We start from the raw sequence: 20,195 nt of genomic DNA on the forward strand, positions 1-20,195 counted from the left end.
TTAATTAATACTAACTAGCTATGTCTTTCGTACATAAAATACAGCACCGCAACCTATTTGCCAAATCTTTTCTGCATTTAACAAACCATGCATTATTTCACCAAAGGCTATCGGAAAATTTGGTAAGGTTGCGAAATATTCTTCTAGAAATCCTCCTATTTCTTTCATACCTAACTTAACATGCCATAAATTATCAATAAATAAAAAGATGCGACCATTTAACTCAGGTAATATGGGCATATATTCCAATACCTCAAAACCAGCAGATTCTAGTTGTCCCACCCATTTCTGAGGTGATAACGGATTCACCAAATGATGAAAAGATATATACTCATCTTGTAGAAATACTGCCCGTTCAGGAACTCCCACACAACTAATAAGTAAAGGCAATGATGCCCATTCAAGAAATTTATCCGTCGCCACACTAAGTAGAAATGTACCACCTGAATGCAACACTCGAGCAATACATTCAAGTACTTCAGGTAAGTGGTCCATATGCTCTAGAGAGCAATTGGCAAATACTGATGCGAAACTCCCTGGAGCAAATGGCATATCATGAGCGGGAATAATATAAACATCACGGTAAAAACCCGTTTCTTTAGCTGCTTTCACAACCCCTGGTTCAATATCTACACCGATAACATCCCGTATTTCCGGCCATACCAACCGAAAAAATTGCCCATCACCACATCCAATATCTAAAACTGGTTCGGTTAAGTTATAATGTTTATAGGCAGCATATTCCCAAGCTCGCCACATCGTCATAGGCGGGATATGCGGGTATAATTTACTGACCACTTGGTACCCATCCAATATTTCTTTAGTACTCAATAGGTGTTGTTTTAAACATATGTCTTTGCACATTAAACTCAGCCTCTATTTCATAACTCACATTTAAAAACAAATAATATTAATTGTATATTCAAATCAAGTAAGCCTTACAATCACCTGATAAGTTACATAAGCCATGATGAAGAAGTTGTACCGATTCCCTTTTTTCTGGGAATATTATAGAAAAAGAACCTGCTGCAGGAAGATGACATACTCTGGTGATTCTTGAATTCAAATCCTGATATACAAAATCAGTACGGTAATCATAATCTACAGCACCTATAGTTGCCAAACCTATTTCAAATGTATACTCTCCTGTTGCTAATTCCAGAGAAATATCCTGTCTCAAACGAAACTTGCTTCCACATGTTACAGAAGACGGAACTTTTGTATTGTATTCTAGAGTACTTTTTCCATGTATAATCACATTTTTTTCATTATAAATTACTAATCCTCCAATCGGTACCTCGATATCCTGAAGAACCTCAAACTCATAGAAAAAACTTGCCTGCTCACCTTGTTGAAAAATTCTACAAGACTCACCTTTACTATTGCACAGTGCCACACCAGTACAACGAGCCCACCCATTGGAAACTTCAGCTACTTGTGAAAGATCAAAAAATGCTTCACTGGACGGCCAAAAATCTTCATTAGAAAAGTGAAAATTTTGTATGTCAAATTTATCATTTTTTCTTATTTTTGTTTCTGTAGTATATTCAAAATCAAGCTCTTTAACTCGCTCCTCTTGTCGAATCAAATAATATCGTTTTACGGCTTCGGATGAACTTCCTCTAAATATAACATTACCTCGGTCAAGCAATAATGCCCTTTGGCAAAACTGCTCTACATCCATCATTGCATGTGAAACCAGAACTATAGCCACACCGCGCTTACGCAGTTCTTCTAAACGCCTGTAACATTTCTGCCGAAAGAATACATCACCAACCGCCAGAGCTTCATCAACCAGTAATACATCAGCGTCAATACTGGTCGTTACGGCAAATGCCAGACGAACAAACATCCCGCTCGAATATAACTTCACCGGCTGGTCTATAAAATCTCCAATATCTGCAAAAGAGACAATCTCATCGAATCTCTTTTCCATTTCTTCATGTGAGATGCCTAAAATAGCTCCGTTAAGAAAAACATTTTCGCGCCCGGTAAACTCCGGATTAAAACCACTTCCTAACTCCAACAATGCCGCAACTCTACCGTTAATTTGCACCTCACCCATGGTAGGCTTCAAAATACCTGCTATAATCTGGAGAATTGTGCTTTTACCACTCCCGTTACGTCCAATGATACCTATCGTTTCCCCGCGCCGCACATCAAATGACATTTCTCGAAGCGCCCAGAATTCCCTACCGTAACTTTTACCAAATCGCCATAATAAATGATCTTTTAAACGATCCTGCGGATGTTCGTATAAATAGTATCGTTTACCTACACCCTTGACCGAGATCAAAACATCGCCTGCGTCACAGAACATCCGCAAAACCTCCCCGCGTTTTCTGAAACCAAGCGTGACCTAATGCGGTAACAAAAATTCCTATCGTAATACCCGCCAATAACCAGTCCCAATCCGGCATCTGCCCCCAAATGAAGATACGACGCAAGTCTTGAACGATATAACTAATAGGGTTTAAATAAAATAATTTTTGCAATTCTTCAGGAATTGCGGTTATCGGATAAAAGATAGGACTTGCAAAAAGCAAAGCGCTAATTAAAACAGTAACAACTTGTCCAATATCTCTTAAAAACACCCCAAGTGAAGCTAGAAACCATGATAATCCCAGAGTAAGAAGCAACAATGGCAAGAGCACCAGGGGTAAAAATAAAACCGTCCAGTTTAATATACCCATAAAAAATACTACCCCGGCCATTAAGACCAAAAAACCAATGCATCCATTAATTAGCGCTGAACCAATCACAACAATCGGTAGTATTTCCAGGGGAAATACTACCTTCTTAACAAAGTTAGCATTATTTAAAATTAATCCGGGTGCCCGGTTTATACATTCTGAAAAAATATTATAGGCATTTAACCCACAAAATAAGACCATAGCAAATTCTACCTTACTATCGCTGCCGACACCCCATTTTGCCTTAAAAACTACGCTAAATACAAACGTATATACAATAAGCATAAAAATCGGGGTAATAAAGGACCATAAAATGCCAAAGCACGATCCTTTATAGCGACCTATTATATCACGTTTAGTTAATTGAACTATTAATTCTCTTTGCCTCCATAGATTCCAAAATATAAAAATAGGGTTCATTAATTGCTTAAAATTCATATATTTAAACCTCTCATATAATAGAACCCATAGCGAACGTCATCCTTAATTTTTTTCCAGCACCTCAATTGATTTCATTGCAATGCCAAGGATACGTGTATCGTCACTTATATTCAATTCTGATGGAGCAACTGCGTCCTGCAACTCAAAACATATATCCAGCGAAGATTTAGTTATATACTCCTTGGGTATCTTAATTCTATACTCACCATCAACCGCAACATCCCATTCACCTAACCTCTTACTATTCACATTAATATAAACATTTTGCTTAATAACTTCACCCGCAATAAAAGGAGATAAAGAAGCACTTAAGGTAAGATCAGCTTGCGGCTGGTTTACTGGTATTACAAGCGAAGCGCTTTTTCCGTCTGTCCAGGTGAACCCCCCTTCGGGTCCGCTCCATCCCTGCCCTTGATATTGTTCGGCATTTCCTCCATTCCCAAATTGAATCTGTGAGCCGTATTCGTAAATTTGCTGTTGGGATAGTATAATTGATCGCATTGCGACTCCAAGACTACGTGCATCGTTACTTATGTTTAATTCCTGCGGAGACACTGCTCCTGGCATCTCAAAACTTACTTCCGATAAGGAATTCTTAATATATTCCTTAGGTATCTTAATTTTATACTCACCATCAGCCGCAACATCCCATTCACCTAACCTTTTGCCATTTACATTAATATAAACTTTCTGTTTAATAGCTTCGCCTGCAATGAAAGGAAATAACGAGGCACTTAAGGTAAGGTCGGTTTGCGGCTGGTTTACCGGTATTACAAGCGTAGCGTTTTTTCCATCTGTCCAGGTGAACCCCCCTTCGGGTCCGCTCCATCCCTGCCCTTGGTACTGTTCGGCATTTCCTCCATTCCCAAATTGAATCTGCGAGCCATATTCATAAACGGGTGGTTTAATATCAACAATTCCCTCTGAAGTAAATCTTCTATATGTTGGCTGCCATGATTGGTTTAACCAACTAAAACCATTAACTATATACTCATCCATCGCAGGAAGATATTCTTTATTCCAATACTCACTTTCCCACTTATAGAATAAAAATCGTCGTTCCCGAGAATCAGATTCTTTAATTTCCAACATAGAACAACCCGGAAGATCATTCTTTAATCCAAGTTCTGAAATTACTGTTTTTGGTATATCCGACAAGGATACAGGAGCGTCAGATATCTTCATATCTGTCATAGAGCCAAATGGTTTCATTAATATCAATGGAATCCCTGACGCAATAGTAACAGAAGAAGTAACATTTACTACTTTCTTGTCTTTGGTATGTTCAACCGCTTGAATATTATCACTCAAACCTATTCCATGATCTCCCACAATAAATATCATGGAATTATCGTATACTCCAATGTAATTTAAAGCCGTTAAAAATTTCCTTGTTATTTCCAATGCAGCCCGTGCTTGTTTCTTATACCCGATATAACCATATTCTGATTCTTCCCATTCTAAATTCTCGTTGAGTTTAAACGGAGGATGCGTACCCCGCAAGTGAATAAACTTAAATGTGCATTTTTCACTGTCAGCATTAGATTGAGATATCATCTTATTCGCAAAATCTAAATCTTTCTGAACTGAGCTATCGCCACCCTCTAAATCTCCTTCCAAGTCTCCTTCTAAGGAAAAATATTTTTTTGCAAAATGAGGTACATATCTGAACAGTACTAAATTATACATACTAGTTATTACATTTTTCCTATTAATTAATCTTGATGTATTTACTAAATTCGATGCAATATTTTCATTACAATAAATTGGTTGCATAATCTGTGGATATAAATCTACTTGATAATCGTTCTGTTTTAAGATTAATGGAATCGAAGCTGAAGAATATGCGTCTTTTATAAATTCCTGCATAGGAACAGTATTATCATAATAGCAACCTGTTAAAATCAAGGGTACTGATGGATAAGTAGTTGGGAACCCTCCAACCGTGTTGCGAAAATATGTAAATCCCTTAAAATCATCCTGATATTCTGGATGTTCGTTAATTAATTCATAAAATACATCTGTTTGAAAACCATCGAGAATAAGAATTATTACATTTTTTTCTTTAGAAAAAGAATATTTCGATTCATTATTAATAGAATACATTTTCCACTCAGGCTGAGTGGGAGCTTTAAAGTAGACAAAAGAAACTGCAATTATTTGTACTAGAATTAAAATCAAACTTACTTTCTTAATTGTATTGTAAACTAATATATTTTTGAAAAATGCTATAATAATAAAAAACAACCATACTGCTATATCAATAAATCCATAAACTTTATAAACACTCCAATTGATTTCCTTACCGTCCAATACTCCATATTTACAAACAAGTATATTCCCTTGAATCCACAATAAAACCGCAATAGCAAATAATAATGAAACAACCTTACAGTGTACGGAAGGTTTTAAGGGCAATAAAACTACTGAGATTACCAATATGCTAAGCAAAGAAATAGATGCAAACAAATACCAAACATCAGATAAAAGATAAGGAAACTCTAATATATTAGTAAAATATAAATATAATGGCCCAAAAAATAAGAGTGTTAGGGAAAACAATGACGCCGCACACAAGGTTGTAATAAGTTTTTCCCGAAATTCAATATTCATTTTTAGAAGCGTTTTTCCTTTCCAGCTAATTTTGTTTATATGATATTTTTCATCCCTTGCTATACTTTCCTCTGAAATAAATATAGTACTCTCTCAGAGTCCTTAATTTTGGCAAACCGGTTTATCGTAAAATATTCCTTAAATTCATCTTCGAAAAATTGCTGCGTATAATCCGTAAAAATATCTTCTCTCGTCGCTAACAGTCTTTGCACTTGAGAATCGCTTTTGGGAACAAACTCAATAATAAGAAAATTGCATAGTTTACTAAAAAGCTCGACAATTTTATTTAACGGAACGTTATTAGAAATAGCCAAGTGGTGAATTAGTGCGAGAGCAAAAATCATATCGGCCGGCCCGCGCTGTAACATGGACATTCTTTCTGTATTTCCCCACCCGATGCTAGGGCTTGGATTCGTTAAGTCCAGTAGAAGAGGAAGCATATTTTGTTCTTTGTTTTTCACACATGTAAGGTAATTCTTTTCAATGGCAGCCGGATCTATATCAAATGATATAGTAGGTATGCCTCTATCGCTGGCAAGCCTGCTATACAGGCCGGTATTGGCCCCCATATCCCAAACATTCTTTGGGTTAATTAATTCCAGACATTCGATTATGAATTGTTTTTTATGATTACCGGCTTCTTCAGTATAGTTGGTATCGCTGTAATATTCTCCCCATTCAGTACCTTGCGGTTTCCACTGCAATTTCTTTACAGTAGATTCCAAGTTGTCAATTATGGCTTGCAACCCAATCCGGCTCATTTTTTTGTTTGCAGCCCTGACGGGTTTATCTTCATATTTTTTCTGGGTTGCGGCATGAAGATGGATGTTTGACAACAAGGAAAAATTTAACCAGGTTTTAAAAGGAAGCAAGATACTAGTTAAATCAACAGGAATTCCATCTATATATATTCTTAGTAATTGGTTCAACCGGACATCGGTATAGCTCATTAATGCGAGCGGCCCTAAAAAGTGCTGGCAAAACTGTCTATAAGCTACCCAAGGTTCTCCTTCACGATACTTTTCAAACGAGAGTGTATCAATTAATACCGGCTTCCCTTTTCTGAATTGAATATTATAAGCGCTGCTGTCCTTTAATGACATCCCATAATCCAGAGCGATTTTTTGAATTTGCAAATTAACCAAAGCCGCTTGCTTCAATTGGCTGAAACACCACTCATAGGGATAAGAAATAAATGGAATTATCTCTGGTTTGATGATTTTATAAGTACCATTTAGATCTTGGATTTTAAAATCCACTTCAATATGAGGTACAATCAACTCACTCGCAGTAAGTGCACTATATAGTCCTGATGACATCAAATGGTCATAATTATCTTTATAAATCCTATTAATTTGACGATAAATAACTCCATCGTAATGAAAAAGAAACCCACTTGGATCTCTGAATGAAGACGGTATTTTATCACTTTGTTTAATTTGTGCCGGCAAACCATCCACCTCTAAATATTTATCGCTTTTAGAAATTGGGATTTAGGATAAAAAGAAATTTACGACTTTTTATTTTTGAAAAATGATATAATTTTATTCCATTTTGATTTAATAATAAAAGGTATTCCAATAATACCTGCAAGCAATATCTGCAAAATATAGCTTCCAGTGCCAGGATCAACATACGCAAAAGCATATTGCGGCAATGCAATTAATAGAAAAGAACATCCTACAAAAAATTTTTGTTTTCTTGTAAACAAAATGAGCATCCTTTCTAAATCAAATTAGTTATCCTATTTCAAAATCTGCAAATTCCTTAATCCTTCATAACTTTGAGCCATCTGAGGCGCAGATTGTTTAGCCTGCTGCAAAAGATTGTCTGCCTCCTGCACCTTGCCCTGTTTATCTTTTAATAAACTCAGCCAAAGCGCCGCCTCCCCCTTGGTTTTCTCATCCTGTAATGACTCCTGCAAATTGACTTCGGCCTCTGTCCACATCCCGAGAAAATATTGAGAAGCACCGACGTTTAATTTAACTCCCGGAGTTGGTGATAACATCGGGGCATCTCTCCAAAGTCTTTTTTCCTGAGCATTCAGGCTCTCCATTTGGCTTTGGATCCTGGCCGGCACTTCAACCGCTTTTTCAAAGTGCTGCTTTGCCGCCTCCGGATTTCCAGCGGTTAATTCATTATATCCAACAATAAAATAAGTTCTTGCCAGCGACTCATATCCCTGTATCTGGAAAGGAGCCAGGGAAAGGGTTTTTTCAGCAGCATTAACAGCTTCTTCATTATTCTTGTTCCCATTTAAGTAGAACACAGGCAGGTTCACATATAATTGCGCATTGTACTTGCTTATCTCTACTGCTTTCTGCGCCTCAGCTATACTTTCGTCAATTTTTCCCTGCTGTTGGTAAATAGCAGCCAGATTCATGCGGTAGGAGGCGTTCAAGGGATTATACGAAATTGCTTTTTGGTACAAAGATATTGCTTGATTAACATTTTGCTTCTGCAGGTACTGGCCTGCCTGCTTAGCGTAATCACCCGCCGCCGCCAGTACGCCTGTGAAGAGGATTAACACAATTGACGCTATCGACGCGCCAGCCAGAACAGCATTATTAGGCGGGACATACTTCCTGCTCTTCTTCTCTTCCGCCCTGGCGCTGGAATAAATCCCGATGCCTCTGACAAAGCCGAACATCGTCCATAGGACCACGGCAAGAGCGGAAAGGGAGAGGTCAAAGTCTATCACCGCGTGCAGTCCGATGGAGACAGCCGCTATGGTAATTGTCCAAATCAAAAAACGATTGGCGCTATTTTCTTTCGCACCATGGTAAAGCCTGTGGGCGATCATAAGAAAACTGGCCCAGATTCCGAGAATAGCCAAAAGTCCAAGAACACCGGCTTCCACCATAATCTGAAAGTAATGCCCGTGCACCTGATTGGAGTTGTACAGGTAACTCTGGTAGACGCGGTAGGCTTCCTGCCAGCCGCCGCCGCCCCAGCCGATGATGGGTCGCTCCTTGAACATTTTCATGGCGTCCTGGAAGAAGTACATGCGCTCGGTGGCATTGCGCAGACGGATTTCCTCGGCCAGTGATTTAACGGCGTCGCTGTGGCCGCTGACGTAAACGCCGGTTCCGATACAACCGGCCACAATGACAAGCGCCACTACGGCCAGGACGGCATTCCTATGAGCGGCAATCCATTGCAGTAATCCTTTTCTCTCGGTAAAGCCGTAAAGAGCCTGCCCGGCAACTGTTATAGCAAGGCCAACGAACACCCACAGCCAGGCCAAGTCCATTTTGCCACCAGTCACGGCGGACAGGAACCCCCAAATGGCCAGGAAGGCGGGCACGCTGATAAGAATAAAATGGATTAGCGCAGGTATCCTCGTGCCTTTAGGCAAGCCAATAAGAAAGAGAAAAAAAACGGCTGAAAAAACCAAAAGGCCGCCATTGGACTTGGTACCCAGAAGCACCGTAAACAATATAAAATTACCCGCTACGTACAGATATTGATAAAAACTATTCAAATTTATCCAGGCGACAGCCTCTTTTTTTGTCAATCCGGCTGCTGGCCCGCCCGACTCAGGCGAACCGGCCCTGCGCCAAAGGTAGAAACCGATAAACACAACCGACGCCAGGTAGCTGGCCAGGGCGTTGGGATACTGGAAAGAAGAATAAATCCGCCCGTCCTTGAAGCCATCATTGATGTTGATGATCCCGGTGGTAGTGGCCAGGCCGGCCAGCGCCACGCCGATGGCGCTTATATATATGACCTGCAGAATAGTCGTTATATCTTTCTCATCCCTGATCAGCCGGGAGGCCAGCCAGTAAACCAGGAAATACAGGGTGGTCTTGACCACTTCGTCAACCGCCAGGCCGTAGTTGGCGGCTTGAAAGGCTGAAATAAAATACACTATGGGAAAGGCCAGGACGAAGTAATCCAGCGGGTGGGAAAGAAACTCATTATCACGCTTCGACCATTTCCACAGCCAGGCGAACCAAAAAATGACGGCGGCAAAAATTAAGGCCCGCTCTTGTTCGGGCTGGAAGAAAAGTCCTCTGAAATAAGGGGGCAGGAACAGTAAGATTGCCAATCCCCAGAAGGCTGTGGCGCGGACAATCTCCCATTGATCACTTTCAGGCGTTTTCTTAACCACCGCGGATTTCTTTTTTCCCTTTGCAATAACCTTAGGCACTATTTTACAATGCTCCTAATACAGTATTCATGATACTCTTGAAACTGATACGAAAGCAGAATTCTACACAGCTTTATAAAACTCCTTCCAAAGCGACCATTTTTTTAACCAGGTACATTTTTCATCTCAAAAAAATTTCATCCCAAAAAACGAAACCAGTCTTTCGTAATTTCAGCGATAGAATTTTTCGTCCATAAGGCAGCCTCTTGCCAATAATCAATATTTGCCAGGAGCATGGAAACCCCCTGCTCAAAAGTCACTTCCGGCCGCCAGTTCAAACATTTGGTGATCTTGGAGATGTCCGCCAGGGAACAGTCCGGTTCGCCCGGTCGTTTTGGAATATAGACTTTATCCCCGCCTAAAAGCTCCGCCAGTCTGTTTACGCTGTACGCATTTCCGCTGCCCACGTTAAAAACTTCTCCGGCGCAATCTGATTCAGCCGCCGCGCAATAAGCCCTGACCGCATCCGTGACGTAAACGAAATCCCTGGTTTGCGTCCCGTCTCCGACCACGGTAAACGGCTTGTTGTGGAGCTTCTGAGCCAGAAAAATGCTGAAAACAGCGCCGTAAGACCCCGTGGACGCGGACCGCGGTCCGTACACATTGAACAACCTCAGGGACACCACGGGTAGCTTGTATATTTTCCCCCAGTGCAAAACATATTGCTCTCCGATGTTTTTCGTCAGCGCATAGGGGTGTTCCAAACGAATTTCCGCCGTTTCGGGTGTCGGAAGCAAAGAAGGGATTCCGTAGCAGGATGATGAAGCGGTGTAAATAAATTTTTTTACATTTTGCGTTTTGGCCGACTCTAAAACGCGCACCGTCCCGTCGACATTGGTTCTGTGATATTCCGAGGGATTTTGAATCGACGGGACAACATTGGCCAGCGCGGCCAGATGAAAGACGTAATCCACTCCTTCAAAATACCGCGTTATGTCATCGGAAGCGACATCGGCTTGCACAAAGCGCATATTATCTTTATTCCCTTGAATCTGGTTCAGGTTTTGCTTTCTACCAGTTGACAAGTTATCAATAACAGTCACTTCGTGACCTTTATCTAAGAGATACTCCACTAAATGGCTGCCGATAAATCCTGCGCCTCCGGTGACAAGAGATTTCAAGATGATTTCACACCCTTTAACGCAACAAAGCGAGAAGTCTCCCACCTCTAAGGTGGCGTGATGAATCGATTTTTCTTTACCAGAACAAATGTTTGCGGTAAAATATAAATAATAAATATACCAATAGAGGTAATAATTATGCAAACAGTCTACCGGTTTGAGATAAAACCAACATACCAGCAGCAAATGATAATGTTCCAAACCCTTAAATTATGCCGGAACCTCTATAACTGGGCATTATCGGAACGCCAACGGGTATACAAGGAGACCGGCCAAGGGCTTAGCTACAACAAACAACAGAACCTTTTGCCAGCTTACGTCAAAGAGCATCCTGAATACAAGGAAGTTCACAGCCAAGTCTTGCAGGACGTACTGCGGCGCTTGGACTATGCCCACAAGCGGTTCTTTGAGAAGAAGGCAGGCTACCCGAGATTCAAGAACCGTGACCACTATAACTCATTCACCTATCCCCAGGTGGATACAGTAAGAAAAACATTCGCCAAGTCTGGTTATATCTACCTCTCGAAGATCGGTTTTGTGAAGATGATTGTACACCGGGAGTTTGAGCCCCAAAAAGTGTCCAGGGCAAACGTAAAATATCACGGTGGCAAATGGTACGCTAATCTAACCGCGGAAATATCAGCTCCACCGGCAGTTGGTGGTGTTAACTCCAACGGTAAGTCCGTGGGTATAGACGTTGGCCTGGAATATTTCGCGGTACTATCCGACGGCACATTTATCGAAACTTCAAAACACTATCGTAAGGCTGAGAGAAAACTGGCCAAACTTCAGCGACGGCTTTCCCGCAAAAAGAAAGGTTCCAACAACCGAGGGAAAGCCAAGAAAGAAGTTGCCAAACTTCACGCAAAAGTAGCCAACCAGCGTAAAGACTTCCTTCACAAGGCCAGCCTAACCATCGTAAAGAACTACGATATCATCGTTATGGAGGACTTACGGATAAAGAATATGGCCAAGAACCGTCACCTGGCTAAGAGTATCCATGACGCGGGCTGGGGTCAATTCGGCGGTTATATCCGCTATAAGGCTGAACGGCACGGTAAAGTACATGTAAAAGTGAACCCTAACAGTACATCTCAAGAGTGCCTTTGCGGTGCCCATGTGCCTAAAGACTTGAGTATCCGGATACACCGGTGCCCGGTCTGCGGCCTTGTGGAACCAAGGGATCTGGTGTCGGCTAAACTAATCGAACGCATGGGGTTATCTCTCCTGGCAGCATAGATTACAACTTTTTGTAGGGTGGGAACCACCCGAAGTTACGCCTGCTTGAGATTGTGTAAGACCTGGCATCTTCTTAGATGTTAGGCTGTAGTCGATGATTCAGGAAGCCCCCACTTCTAGCCGTTAGGTTAAGTGGTGGACAGTTCACAGAAAAATGCCCGCTTCATCGACGGGCTTGAACATAAAGCTAATATCATGTTAACAAATAAAATAGAAAAATGTCAATATGAGTGACTGCCGCTAAATCTTTACGATCACATCGCCGCCGGTCATCGCCTCAACGGTGTCGTACATATTCGTGATAATCCCCACCTTGAGCTTTTCCTTCAGGCCGTAATAATCCAGGCAGGTGCCGCAGGACCTTATTTCCACGCCCAGTTCAACGAGCTTGGCCAGCGACTGCAGCACGGGGGAGCCTTCCGTCGTCAAGTGCACGCCTTCATTCAAAAAGATGACCAGCCGGGGCTTGTTTGTGGCGGAGGGCAAGGTATTGATGAATCCCTCAATCAAAATTTTGCCCAGTTCGTCGTTAATGCCGATCTTGTTGCAGGTAATAATAAAAGTAATCCTGGAATTTGATTCCCTTTTTACCGGCTCCAGCAGTTCTTCACAGGCTGCGCAGCCTTCTTTTTGGCGGACGGTCAGCTTCCAGCCGCCGGCGTCCGGGGCCTCGTCCATGGAGCAGTTGTTGCCGTCACAAAATTTCCTGATGTTTTCTTTCGGTATCTCGTCGTCCACCAGCACCACGAATTCCTTTTCGCCGTCGTCAACGGCCTTTTTGGTCAGCAGCACCGGTTCCGGGCAGGCCAAGCCTCTCGCGTCGACTATTTTCATTTTAGTTTCACTCCTTACAATACTCCTTCCGGGATATTTCAGCCAGGGCTGTCAATCCTTTTTCAACCTCGGCAGCGTTATTGAAGCAGCCGAAAGCGAACCGCACGGTCCCCTGCGGAAGCGTGCCAATGGTGCTGTGCGCCGAGGGCGCGCAATGCAGGCCGGACCGGCAGGCGATGTCAAAATGCTTGTCCAGCAGGTACGCGGCCGTCGACGGCGCGCAACGGGAAATATTGAAACTGACAACCGACACTCTTTGGTCCATGTCGCCGGGTCCGAACAGTTCAACACCTTCAATTTTTGCCGCTTCTTTGATAAACATCTCCGTCAGCTTCATTTCTTGCCGCCTGATATTCGACACGCCTTTTTCCAAAACATATTTCACCCCGGCGCCCAGGCCGGCGAGACCGATGATGTTCAGGGTGCCGGACTCAAACTGGTCGGGCAGAAAATCGGGCTGGATCTCTTTTTCGGAATTGCTGCCGGTGCCGCCTCTGATCAAGGGCAGCAGTTCGATCCCTTCCCGCACGTACAAGCCGCCGGTGCCCTGCGGGCCCAGGAGGGACTTGTGGCCGGTAAAGGCCAGCATGTCGATATCGCCGGACGCCGCGTCAACCGGATAGGCGCCCGCCGTCTGCGCCGCGTCCGCCAGCAGGCGGCTCCCGTGCCTGTGAGCAATTTCAGCGATCACATCAAGAGGGACTATCGAACCGGTCACGTTGGAGGCGTGGTTTACCACCACCAGTTTGATCTTTTCTTTTTTGAGGATATCCGCGAAAGCTTCCGGGTCCACCAGGCCTTCCCTGTTTGCCTGGACGGTGAATATTTTTATTTGGCCGCGCTGTTCCAGGTAACGGAGCGGCCGCATCACGCTGTTATGCTCCATCGAGGTTGTGACAACCTGGTCCCCTTTTACCAAGAAACCGTTTATGGCAATGTTAAGGCTTTCGGTGACGTTTTTGGTAAAAACGATCCTGGCGCTGTCTTTGATCTGAAAAAGCCGCGCCAGCAGTTCGCGGATATTGAAGACCAGCTCGCTGGCCTTTATCGCCATCCGGTAGCCGCTCCTGCCGTTGTTGGCGCCAATGTTGAAAAAATAGTCCGCCATTGCCTCAAATACTTCTTTGGGCTTGGGAAAACTGGTGGCGGCATGATCAAAGTAAATCATCCCGGTACCGCACCCCCGCTGTTTGAAATAAATCAAGCGCCTTGCTTAACAATGGTTCTTCCAATCTCAGAGACATTCCGCATTCGGCGGAAATTTCTTTTGGAGTGGGAATCAATTCATGCGCGATACAAGCTTTTGCCAGCTCGTTTTTAGCTTTGATCACGTCATGGGTTGACTTGAAAACAATTACTACCGCTTGCGGCAAGGCACTTTCCTTCTTCCCGTCGTCTCAATACAACTAGATTAATAATACTAAAGCGTTATTACTTAATCAACACCGGCTCCGATCGCTTTCATTTTACCATATAGCTACTTTATAACATAAATCAATTATTTTTATAGCAACTAGACAAATAATAAAATAAATTTATGAGTTTTTCATTCCAATATTTCTCTATCAGAAACACCGTTGCCCAGGTATTCCCTGGACATTACAAAATTATTTCTTTTCATGTAATACCTTCGCGTTAAGCAGTTTTTCCCTTGCTAATAGGGCGGCTCCGAGCGCCCCGGCAAGCTGGGATTCGGGAGCGACGACAATTTCCCTGCCCAGCTCCCGGGCAAGGTATTCCCTTACCCCCTCGTTTTTAGACACCCCGCCGGTGAAGGCGATTAACTCGCCTTTGCCGATCCTTTCGGCCATGGCGGTCACTCTTTTGGCGACGGAACGGTGGATGCCGGCAATAATCCTGCCTCTGCCCACTCCTTCAGCCAGCAGGCTGATTACCTCCGACTCGGCAAAGACAGTGCACATATTGCTGATCTGCACAGGCTCCTCGCCGCGCGCCAATTCCGCCAGCTCACTTACGTCGGCGCCCATGGCCGCGGCCATCACCTGCAAGAACCGGCCTGTTCCGGCGGCGCACTTGTCATTCATGGAAAAGTCAGCAACATTGCCCTGCCTGTCCGTAAAAATCACCTTGCTGTCCTGACCGCCGATGTCAATCACCATGTCGGCGCCCGGCACCAGGTGGTGCGCGCCCTTGGCGTGGCAGGTAATCTCGGTCATGGCTTTATCCGCGAAATCGAGGGTTGTCCGCCCGTAGCCGGTGGCGATGATATAGCCAATATCCGCCCGCGCCAATCCGGCCTTGTCCAAAAGTTCGTCAAAAACCTCCCGGCCGGCCTGCCGCGGGCTGTAACCCGTAGGCCGGAGCACACTCTGCCAGGCCGAACCGTTCAGCAAGACCGCTTTGGAGGTTATGGAGCCCACGTCAATGCCCACGGTAATAATTTTACGTCCACCTCTTATCCAGCAGCTCAATAAAAGCCGTGACCCGGGTTTTCAACTGCTGCAAGTCGGAATTTGAATAGTCGGTTTCCAGGTGCAGGCATGGTATGTCAAAATTGTCCCTGACGTAGCCGCGTACTAATTCCGCCTCGATATTATAGGTGTGGCAGGCCTGCCAGGTAAGGTCAACGACACCGTCGACGCGGTACTCACGAATCATTCTGCCCAGCAGTCCCAGACGCCCCTCATTCGGCGTCATGCAGGAGCAGGGGATTTTCAGCGACCTTTCGGCGATAGCTTCCAGGGGGTCCCGCCGCTCGTCTTCATCAGTCAGCATGGCCAGGATTTTGTAGCCGCTGCAGCTTTCAAAACAAACCACGCTGCCCCCGCCTTCCTCCAGCAGTCTGATCACTTTTTCCGAGCCGATGCCCACCGGGCAGCCGGTCAGCAAAATGCGCGGCGTGCCCGCCCGGAAAGGCGAGCCTCCCCGCTCGATCACTTCTTTCACTTCGTCAATCAACCGGTTGACCAACGCGATTCCTTCAAACTTATTGACATTAAACCCCTTCATAAAAGTGGCTGTCAGCAAATCAAGCCCCGACAGGGGAGCCGGATCCAGCTTGTTCAACTCGTGCAGCTCTTTAACGGCCCGTTGTTCACTGTTCGCCAGTTTTACAGCTTCCCGCAGGTTGTCGTCGCTAATCGTCACGCCAAGTTCTTCCTCCAGCCGCTCCTTCAGCAGCGACAATTCCTCCTTCCACCAGGACAGGGCGCCCGGCCGGTCCGCCCCCTGGGGCAGGTGCATAATATGCGTGGGCTTGTACTGCTTCAAGAGCTCAAACATCTTTTTTTTGCCGTCGCAAGTCGTTTCGCCGACAATGAAATCGGAAAAATAAAAATAAGGGCACTTGCCGGTGATGGCAAACCCGAAGCTGGACTTGATCAAGGGACACAGGTTGCGGGGCAGCACTTTTTCCGCGTCCGCGATCGGCTCATCCCTGGTCCCGCAGAGACTCACCGGTATGGCCCCGGCCGCCAGGACCAGCTCCTGAGGGCAATAAGCGCAGTACATGCCCACAACTTTCCTGCCGCTTTGCTTGGCGTTTTCCAGAACAACCATGTTCTGACCGCGCAAATCATCGAAAATCTTCATAGACTCCGGGCGCAATACAGCCACCTTCCAACAGAAGAAATTAATTAATACTGCAGTTACTACAGCTATCTTACCATACAACTACCTTATAAAATAAATTCATAAATTTTATAAAATATTAGCATTTTATAAAATAAACTTATTTTAAGGGGTCAGCCCTTGACATTGGACAACTTTCAGGTTAGCTGGCTAACCTGAAAGTTGTCCAATGTCAAGGGCTGACCCCATCATTAAAAAACCCGCCTCCTTTTAAGGAAGCGGGTTTATACCGCAGTTTACTTGTTAGTTAGCTCATTACACGACGCGCGCCTAAATACCTCGCGCTGTAATAAGAGCTGGACAATGAGCTTATACAAACATTGCCGCCGCTGGAACTGGCATGAATGAACCGGTTGTCCCCTATATAAATCCCCACGTGCGACGGGCCTCTCTCATACGTGCTGAAAAACACCAAATCTCCCGCTTTCAACTGGCTCACCTGATAGCCTTCGTTAAACTGCATATCAGCCGCGTGGGGCAAGCTAACTCCAAACTGGCCATATACGTAACTGGTAAATCCCGAGCAGTCGAAACCTCTTGGCGAGCTGCCCGCCCAGACATATGGCGTGCCTAAAAATCCCTCCGCAAAAGATACTACGCTCTGTCCTTTCCTGTCTCCGGACGATCCGCGGCTTGCAGTAACATTAGCGGGGTTGAACCGCTCCAAAGCCCGCATTGTTGCCGGCCCAACGATGCCGTCAACCGCCAGCCCGCAGTCCGCCTGAAATCTTACAACCGCGTTATATGTAGCGGGGCCGAAATCCCCATCCAGCGCGCTGGTGTAATAACCGTAGGATTGTAATTTTGTTTGAACTCTTAACACATCGTCTCCGGACGCGCCCTGCTTCAAAAGCGTTTGTTCCGCGTACACCGCTGTGGCCGTAAGAAATGTGACAAGCAAACAGACAATTAAGGAAATTGAAAATTTTCTTTTAATCACTGCATCACCTCGTTGATAATTTTTTCCCCTCACGCAACTTTTACCAAACTTTTACCATGGAATAATTCGACACCAAACCCGAAAATCCTTTCAAATTTTAAGAAAATTTATAGAATATAAAAAAAGCCGTAATTTCCTGTTATGGAAAGGAATTACGGCTCTTAAATATAGAACCATATTAAGAATTTAGACAAATATCACATTAACACGGTTTTCGCCGCTGTGCCCGAAAGCACCTCTTCTTTATCGCGGCCCGGCTTAAATCTTACTAAAAAAATTGATCCCGCGGAGCCGGTTTTTATCTTGATGGTTGCGTTGTGCCGGGCCGCGATGCTGTAGCACACAGACAGTCCCAGGCCTGTCCCATTTTCTTTGGTGGTAAAGAAGGGATCGCCGATTCGATCAAGCACAGCGGCTTCAATGCCCTGGCCTTGATCTTGTACCGATAAAACCACCTCGTCGCCGTCCATAAATGTCCCGACAGTTAAAATCCCGCCGGAAGACATTGATTCAAATCCGTTGCGGGCAAGGTTTAAAATAAGCTGGCGCATTTCCCTCTCGTCAAGGAATAGATCCGATATTTCTCCAAGCTTCATTATAATATTTTTATCGGAGTTCATCGCGTCTGCCGTGATTAAAGGCAATAAGGCTTCCAATATTGAATTCAGATTTTGCATTTTGAAGTTTACCACCCTGTTTCTGGCCAGAGAAAGGTACTCCGTTATTATCGAATTTGCTCTATCCAGTTCTTCAACCATCAGATTCAAGTATTTCATATGGTTAACAAATTCATCTTTCCTGCGAAGCATTTGCAGAAAACCACGCACTGTGGTCATTGGGTTTCTTACTTCATGGCCGATACCGGCGGCCATTTCGCCGACCAGGTGCAACCGCTCCAGCCGCTCCATTTCCTTTTCAACTTTTTTGCGCTCGGTGATGTCTTCCGCGATTTTTAAAAAGTGAGTGATGACGCCCTCGGGGTTCCGAAAAGGCGAAATAGTGGCGGATTCCCAATATTCTTCACCGTTTTTCTTTTTGTTGCAGAACTCACCCTGCCACACTTCGCCTGTTTTCACCAACTCCCATAATTGTTTGAATTTGCCCGGATCATACCCGCCGGGCTTTAACTCTTTTCCGATGGCATTATCGTACGAATAGCCCGTTACTTGAGTAAATCTCGGATTAACATATTCGATTTTACCCTCGGTATCGCAAATTATAATAATGTTTGGGCTTTGCTCAACGACACTGGACAACTTCCGGTATTGCTGCTCCACTTGTTTTCTGTGCTCAATCTCCTCATTGAGAGACAATATGTTTTCTTTTAACTGCTCCTGGTACTGTACATCATTATCTATCAGCACGCCGACAAACCAGCCGACTATGTACATGATACTGATCATGATTAAACTGGATTCAAAGGCTTGAAAAAAAGGGTCGCCTTTGGCGATGATTTCATAAGCGACTATAAAAAATGAACAAACAGTGGACATCACCATGCCGGCCCGCTTGCCCATAACTGAGGCGGCGAATAAGACCGGAAGGATAAAAATTACTTTCAGGTAAAAAATATTTTCATTTTCGATGAACAAAGTTGTTATCGCTATAAACAGCGGAAAACTTATATATATAGCATTAAACAATGATAAATATTTCCCGTTCTTTTGTACTAAATGTTTTTCCAATTTATATAGCAGAATGATTAGCCATATAAAATTTAATGACATATAAAAGCAAATACTGCCCGTATTATAGGGGTTGATATTATTACCATATAATAATACGCCTAACAATGCGACAATGATGCAAAAAATATGCATGATTGACAAATGATTAATTGATTCTTTTTGTCTTTCTTCTATTTCACTAGCCATATCAATTATCACCTCTTGCTTATACGCATTAGGATGTGTAAGGAGGTGGGGGGAAACCACCTCCTTACACTAATCGGCTATCTTCTTAGCGACTCAGGCACTTCCGGTTGGTAAGCCCCTCCACCACAAGCGGAAGCTGATGTTATACTCGCGAGCAGCAGCAGCATTGTGACCGCAAAAGCAAATAATTTGTGTTTCATAACATTTCACCTCCTCCCATGCCTAGTCTAATTTTCCACGCGTCTTTATCAGGTTTTTTAAATTTTGAAATTATTACGGCGAATAGAATCATCAGAATCGCCTGCGGCAGACTGACCAATCTCCATAATAAATAATTTGACACGAAAACCTGTTGATCTAGTTTTGTGATGAAAAAGAATGATTTATTTATCACTAATTCCAACATCACCAAGGTAGTAAAACTCGCAAAAGCGGCAACAAAACTATTTACTTGTGTAGTCCTGGTGGTTTTCATAATAAAAAGAGCTAAAAGCAATGTAGCAGCAACTGTATGAAGACCAAAAGAACTTAGAGGCAGCGATCTTATTATAAAAATTATTATGGTCAGTGCCGTACCGGCTACCGTTATGATCCCCCAGCGAAGCGGCACCCTGGCCAAAGCCAGACCAAAAGCCACAACACCCATTATCTCAGGGATGCCTTGCATAAAAAACAATAATATCTTTTCCATCTTTC

The 20,195-nt window shown here is 43.9% G+C and carries 18 protein-coding genes; 1 reads left to right on the plus strand and 17 read right to left on the minus strand.

All coding sequences use genetic code 11. The annotated features are described in order from the left end of the window. Positions 1–18: 18 nt before the first annotated feature. The 8 genes from L9W92_RS01050 to L9W92_RS01085 all read right to left on the minus strand — a co-directional run bounded on the left by L9W92_RS01050 (position 19) and on the right by L9W92_RS01085 (position 11,021). Entirely contained in the window at positions 19–798 is a 780-nt protein-coding gene (locus L9W92_RS01050) for a class I SAM-dependent methyltransferase (RefSeq protein WP_240081908.1), read from the minus strand. A 124-nt stretch (positions 799–922) separates the two neighbouring features. After that, a complete protein-coding gene (locus tag L9W92_RS01055; RefSeq protein WP_240081909.1) occupies positions 923–2,320 on the minus strand; it encodes an ABC transporter ATP-binding protein in 1,398 nt (465 codons plus the stop codon). Further along, the gene (locus tag L9W92_RS01060) at positions 2,310–3,131 is read right to left on the minus strand and encodes an ABC transporter permease (RefSeq protein WP_240081910.1); all 822 of its coding nucleotides are present in this window, start codon (positions 3,129–3,131) and stop codon (positions 2,310–2,312) included. The genes L9W92_RS01055 and L9W92_RS01060 overlap by 11 nt, the downstream gene beginning before the upstream one ends. A 45-nt stretch (positions 3,132–3,176) precedes the next feature. Beyond that, complete coding sequence (locus L9W92_RS01065; protein ID WP_240081911.1) at positions 3,177–5,747, minus strand: sulfatase-like hydrolase/transferase; 2,571 nt, start codon at positions 5,745–5,747, stop codon at positions 3,177–3,179. A gap of 59 nt (positions 5,748–5,806) precedes the next feature. Continuing rightward, positions 5,807–7,198 carry a class I SAM-dependent methyltransferase gene (locus L9W92_RS01070; protein WP_240081912.1) on the minus strand — a complete coding sequence of 464 codons (1,392 nt, stop codon included), beginning with the start codon at positions 7,196–7,198 and terminating at the stop codon, positions 5,807–5,809. 59 nt (positions 7,199–7,257) lie between these two features. Beyond that, positions 7,258–7,458, minus strand: a complete 201-nt coding sequence (locus tag L9W92_RS01075) for a hypothetical protein (protein ID WP_240081913.1) — start codon at positions 7,456–7,458, stop codon at positions 7,258–7,260. A gap of 33 nt (positions 7,459–7,491) precedes the next feature. Next, positions 7,492–9,900, minus strand: a complete 2,409-nt coding sequence (locus tag L9W92_RS01080; RefSeq protein ID WP_240081914.1) for an O-antigen ligase family protein — start codon at positions 9,898–9,900, stop codon at positions 7,492–7,494. Positions 9,901–10,037: 137 nt separating this feature from the next. Continuing rightward, positions 10,038–11,021: an SDR family oxidoreductase gene (locus L9W92_RS01085; RefSeq protein WP_240081915.1), complete on the minus strand. Its 984-nt coding sequence runs from the start codon at positions 11,019–11,021 to the stop codon at positions 10,038–10,040. A gap of 138 nt (positions 11,022–11,159) precedes the next feature. Here L9W92_RS01085 and L9W92_RS01090 point away from each other — a divergent pair, with 138 nt between their 5' ends. Beyond that, entirely contained in the window at positions 11,160–12,260 is a 1,101-nt protein-coding gene (locus L9W92_RS01090; RefSeq protein ID WP_240081916.1) for an RNA-guided endonuclease InsQ/TnpB family protein, read from the plus strand. A 240-nt stretch (positions 12,261–12,500) separates the two neighbouring features. Here L9W92_RS01090 and yedF read toward each other — a convergent pair whose 3' ends face one another. From yedF to L9W92_RS01135, 9 genes are all read right to left on the minus strand, one after another. After that, a complete protein-coding gene (yedF, locus tag L9W92_RS01095) occupies positions 12,501–13,094 on the minus strand; it encodes a sulfurtransferase-like selenium metabolism protein YedF (RefSeq protein ID WP_240081917.1) in 594 nt (197 codons plus the stop codon). A 7-nt stretch (positions 13,095–13,101) separates the two neighbouring features. Further along, positions 13,102–14,262: an aminotransferase class V-fold PLP-dependent enzyme gene (locus tag L9W92_RS01100; RefSeq protein WP_240081918.1), complete on the minus strand. Its 1,161-nt coding sequence runs from the start codon at positions 14,260–14,262 to the stop codon at positions 13,102–13,104. Beyond that, a complete protein-coding gene (locus tag L9W92_RS01105; protein ID WP_240081919.1) occupies positions 14,249–14,467 on the minus strand; it encodes a putative Se/S carrier protein in 219 nt (72 codons plus the stop codon). Before L9W92_RS01105 ends, L9W92_RS01100 begins: the two co-directional genes overlap by 14 nt. Before the next feature lie 234 nt (positions 14,468–14,701). Next, positions 14,702–15,496, minus strand: coding sequence for an acyl-CoA dehydratase activase (locus L9W92_RS01110; protein WP_240082156.1), 795 nt, complete (start codon positions 15,494–15,496; stop codon positions 14,702–14,704). A gap of 1 nt (position 15,497) precedes the next feature. Next, positions 15,498–16,646: a double-cubane-cluster-containing anaerobic reductase gene (locus tag L9W92_RS01115; RefSeq protein WP_240081920.1), complete on the minus strand. Its 1,149-nt coding sequence runs from the start codon at positions 16,644–16,646 to the stop codon at positions 15,498–15,500. A gap of 286 nt (positions 16,647–16,932) precedes the next feature. Beyond that, complete coding sequence (locus L9W92_RS01120) at positions 16,933–17,625, minus strand: C40 family peptidase (protein WP_240081921.1); 693 nt, start codon at positions 17,623–17,625, stop codon at positions 16,933–16,935. A gap of 197 nt (positions 17,626–17,822) precedes the next feature. Next, the gene (locus L9W92_RS01125; RefSeq protein ID WP_240081922.1) at positions 17,823–19,142 is read right to left on the minus strand and encodes a PAS domain S-box protein; all 1,320 of its coding nucleotides are present in this window, start codon (positions 19,140–19,142) and stop codon (positions 17,823–17,825) included. Between the two features lie 434 nt (positions 19,143–19,576). Continuing rightward, a complete protein-coding gene (locus tag L9W92_RS01130) occupies positions 19,577–19,699 on the minus strand; it encodes a cyclic lactone autoinducer peptide (protein ID WP_282442259.1) in 123 nt (40 codons plus the stop codon). Then, positions 19,696–20,190: a hypothetical protein gene (locus tag L9W92_RS01135; protein WP_240081923.1), complete on the minus strand. Its 495-nt coding sequence runs from the start codon at positions 20,188–20,190 to the stop codon at positions 19,696–19,698. The genes L9W92_RS01130 and L9W92_RS01135 overlap by 4 nt, the downstream gene beginning before the upstream one ends. Positions 20,191–20,195: the final 5 nt, after the last annotated feature.

Origin of the sequence: Pelotomaculum terephthalicicum JT (assembly GCF_022410535.1) — a bacterium.
Taxonomy (GTDB): Bacteria; Bacillota; Desulfotomaculia; order Desulfotomaculales; family Pelotomaculaceae; genus Pelotomaculum_D; species Pelotomaculum_D terephthalicicum.

Excerpts from the sequence above, each read along its gene's own strand:
- L9W92_RS01130 (WP_282442259.1), bottom strand. The coding sequence starts at position 19,699 with ATGAAACACAAATTATTTGCTTTTGCGGTCACAATGCTGCTGCTGCTC.
- L9W92_RS01115 (WP_240081920.1), bottom strand. The coding sequence starts at position 16,646 with ATGAAGATTTTCGATGATTTGCGCGGTCAGAACATGGTTGTTCTGGAA.
- L9W92_RS01125 (WP_240081922.1), bottom strand. The coding sequence starts at position 19,142 with ATGGGCAAGCGGGCCGGCATGGTGATGTCCACTGTTTGTTCATTTTTT.
- L9W92_RS01135 (WP_240081923.1), bottom strand. The coding sequence starts at position 20,190 with ATGGAAAAGATATTATTGTTTTTTATGCAAGGCATCCCTGAGATAATG.
- L9W92_RS01055 (WP_240081909.1), bottom strand. The coding sequence starts at position 2,320 with ATGTTCTGTGACGCAGGCGATGTTTTGATCTCGGTCAAGGGTGTAGGT.
- L9W92_RS01065 (WP_240081911.1), bottom strand. The coding sequence starts at position 5,747 with ATGAATATTGAATTTCGGGAAAAACTTATTACAACCTTGTGTGCGGCG.
- L9W92_RS01090 (WP_240081916.1), top strand. The coding sequence starts at position 11,160 with ATGCAAACAGTCTACCGGTTTGAGATAAAACCAACATACCAGCAGCAA.
- yedF (WP_240081917.1), bottom strand. The coding sequence starts at position 13,094 with ATGAAAATAGTCGACGCGAGAGGCTTGGCCTGCCCGGAACCGGTGCTG.
- L9W92_RS01100 (WP_240081918.1), bottom strand. The coding sequence starts at position 14,262 with ATGATTTACTTTGATCATGCCGCCACCAGTTTTCCCAAGCCCAAAGAA.
- L9W92_RS01060 (WP_240081910.1), bottom strand. The coding sequence starts at position 3,131 with ATGAATTTTAAGCAATTAATGAACCCTATTTTTATATTTTGGAATCTA.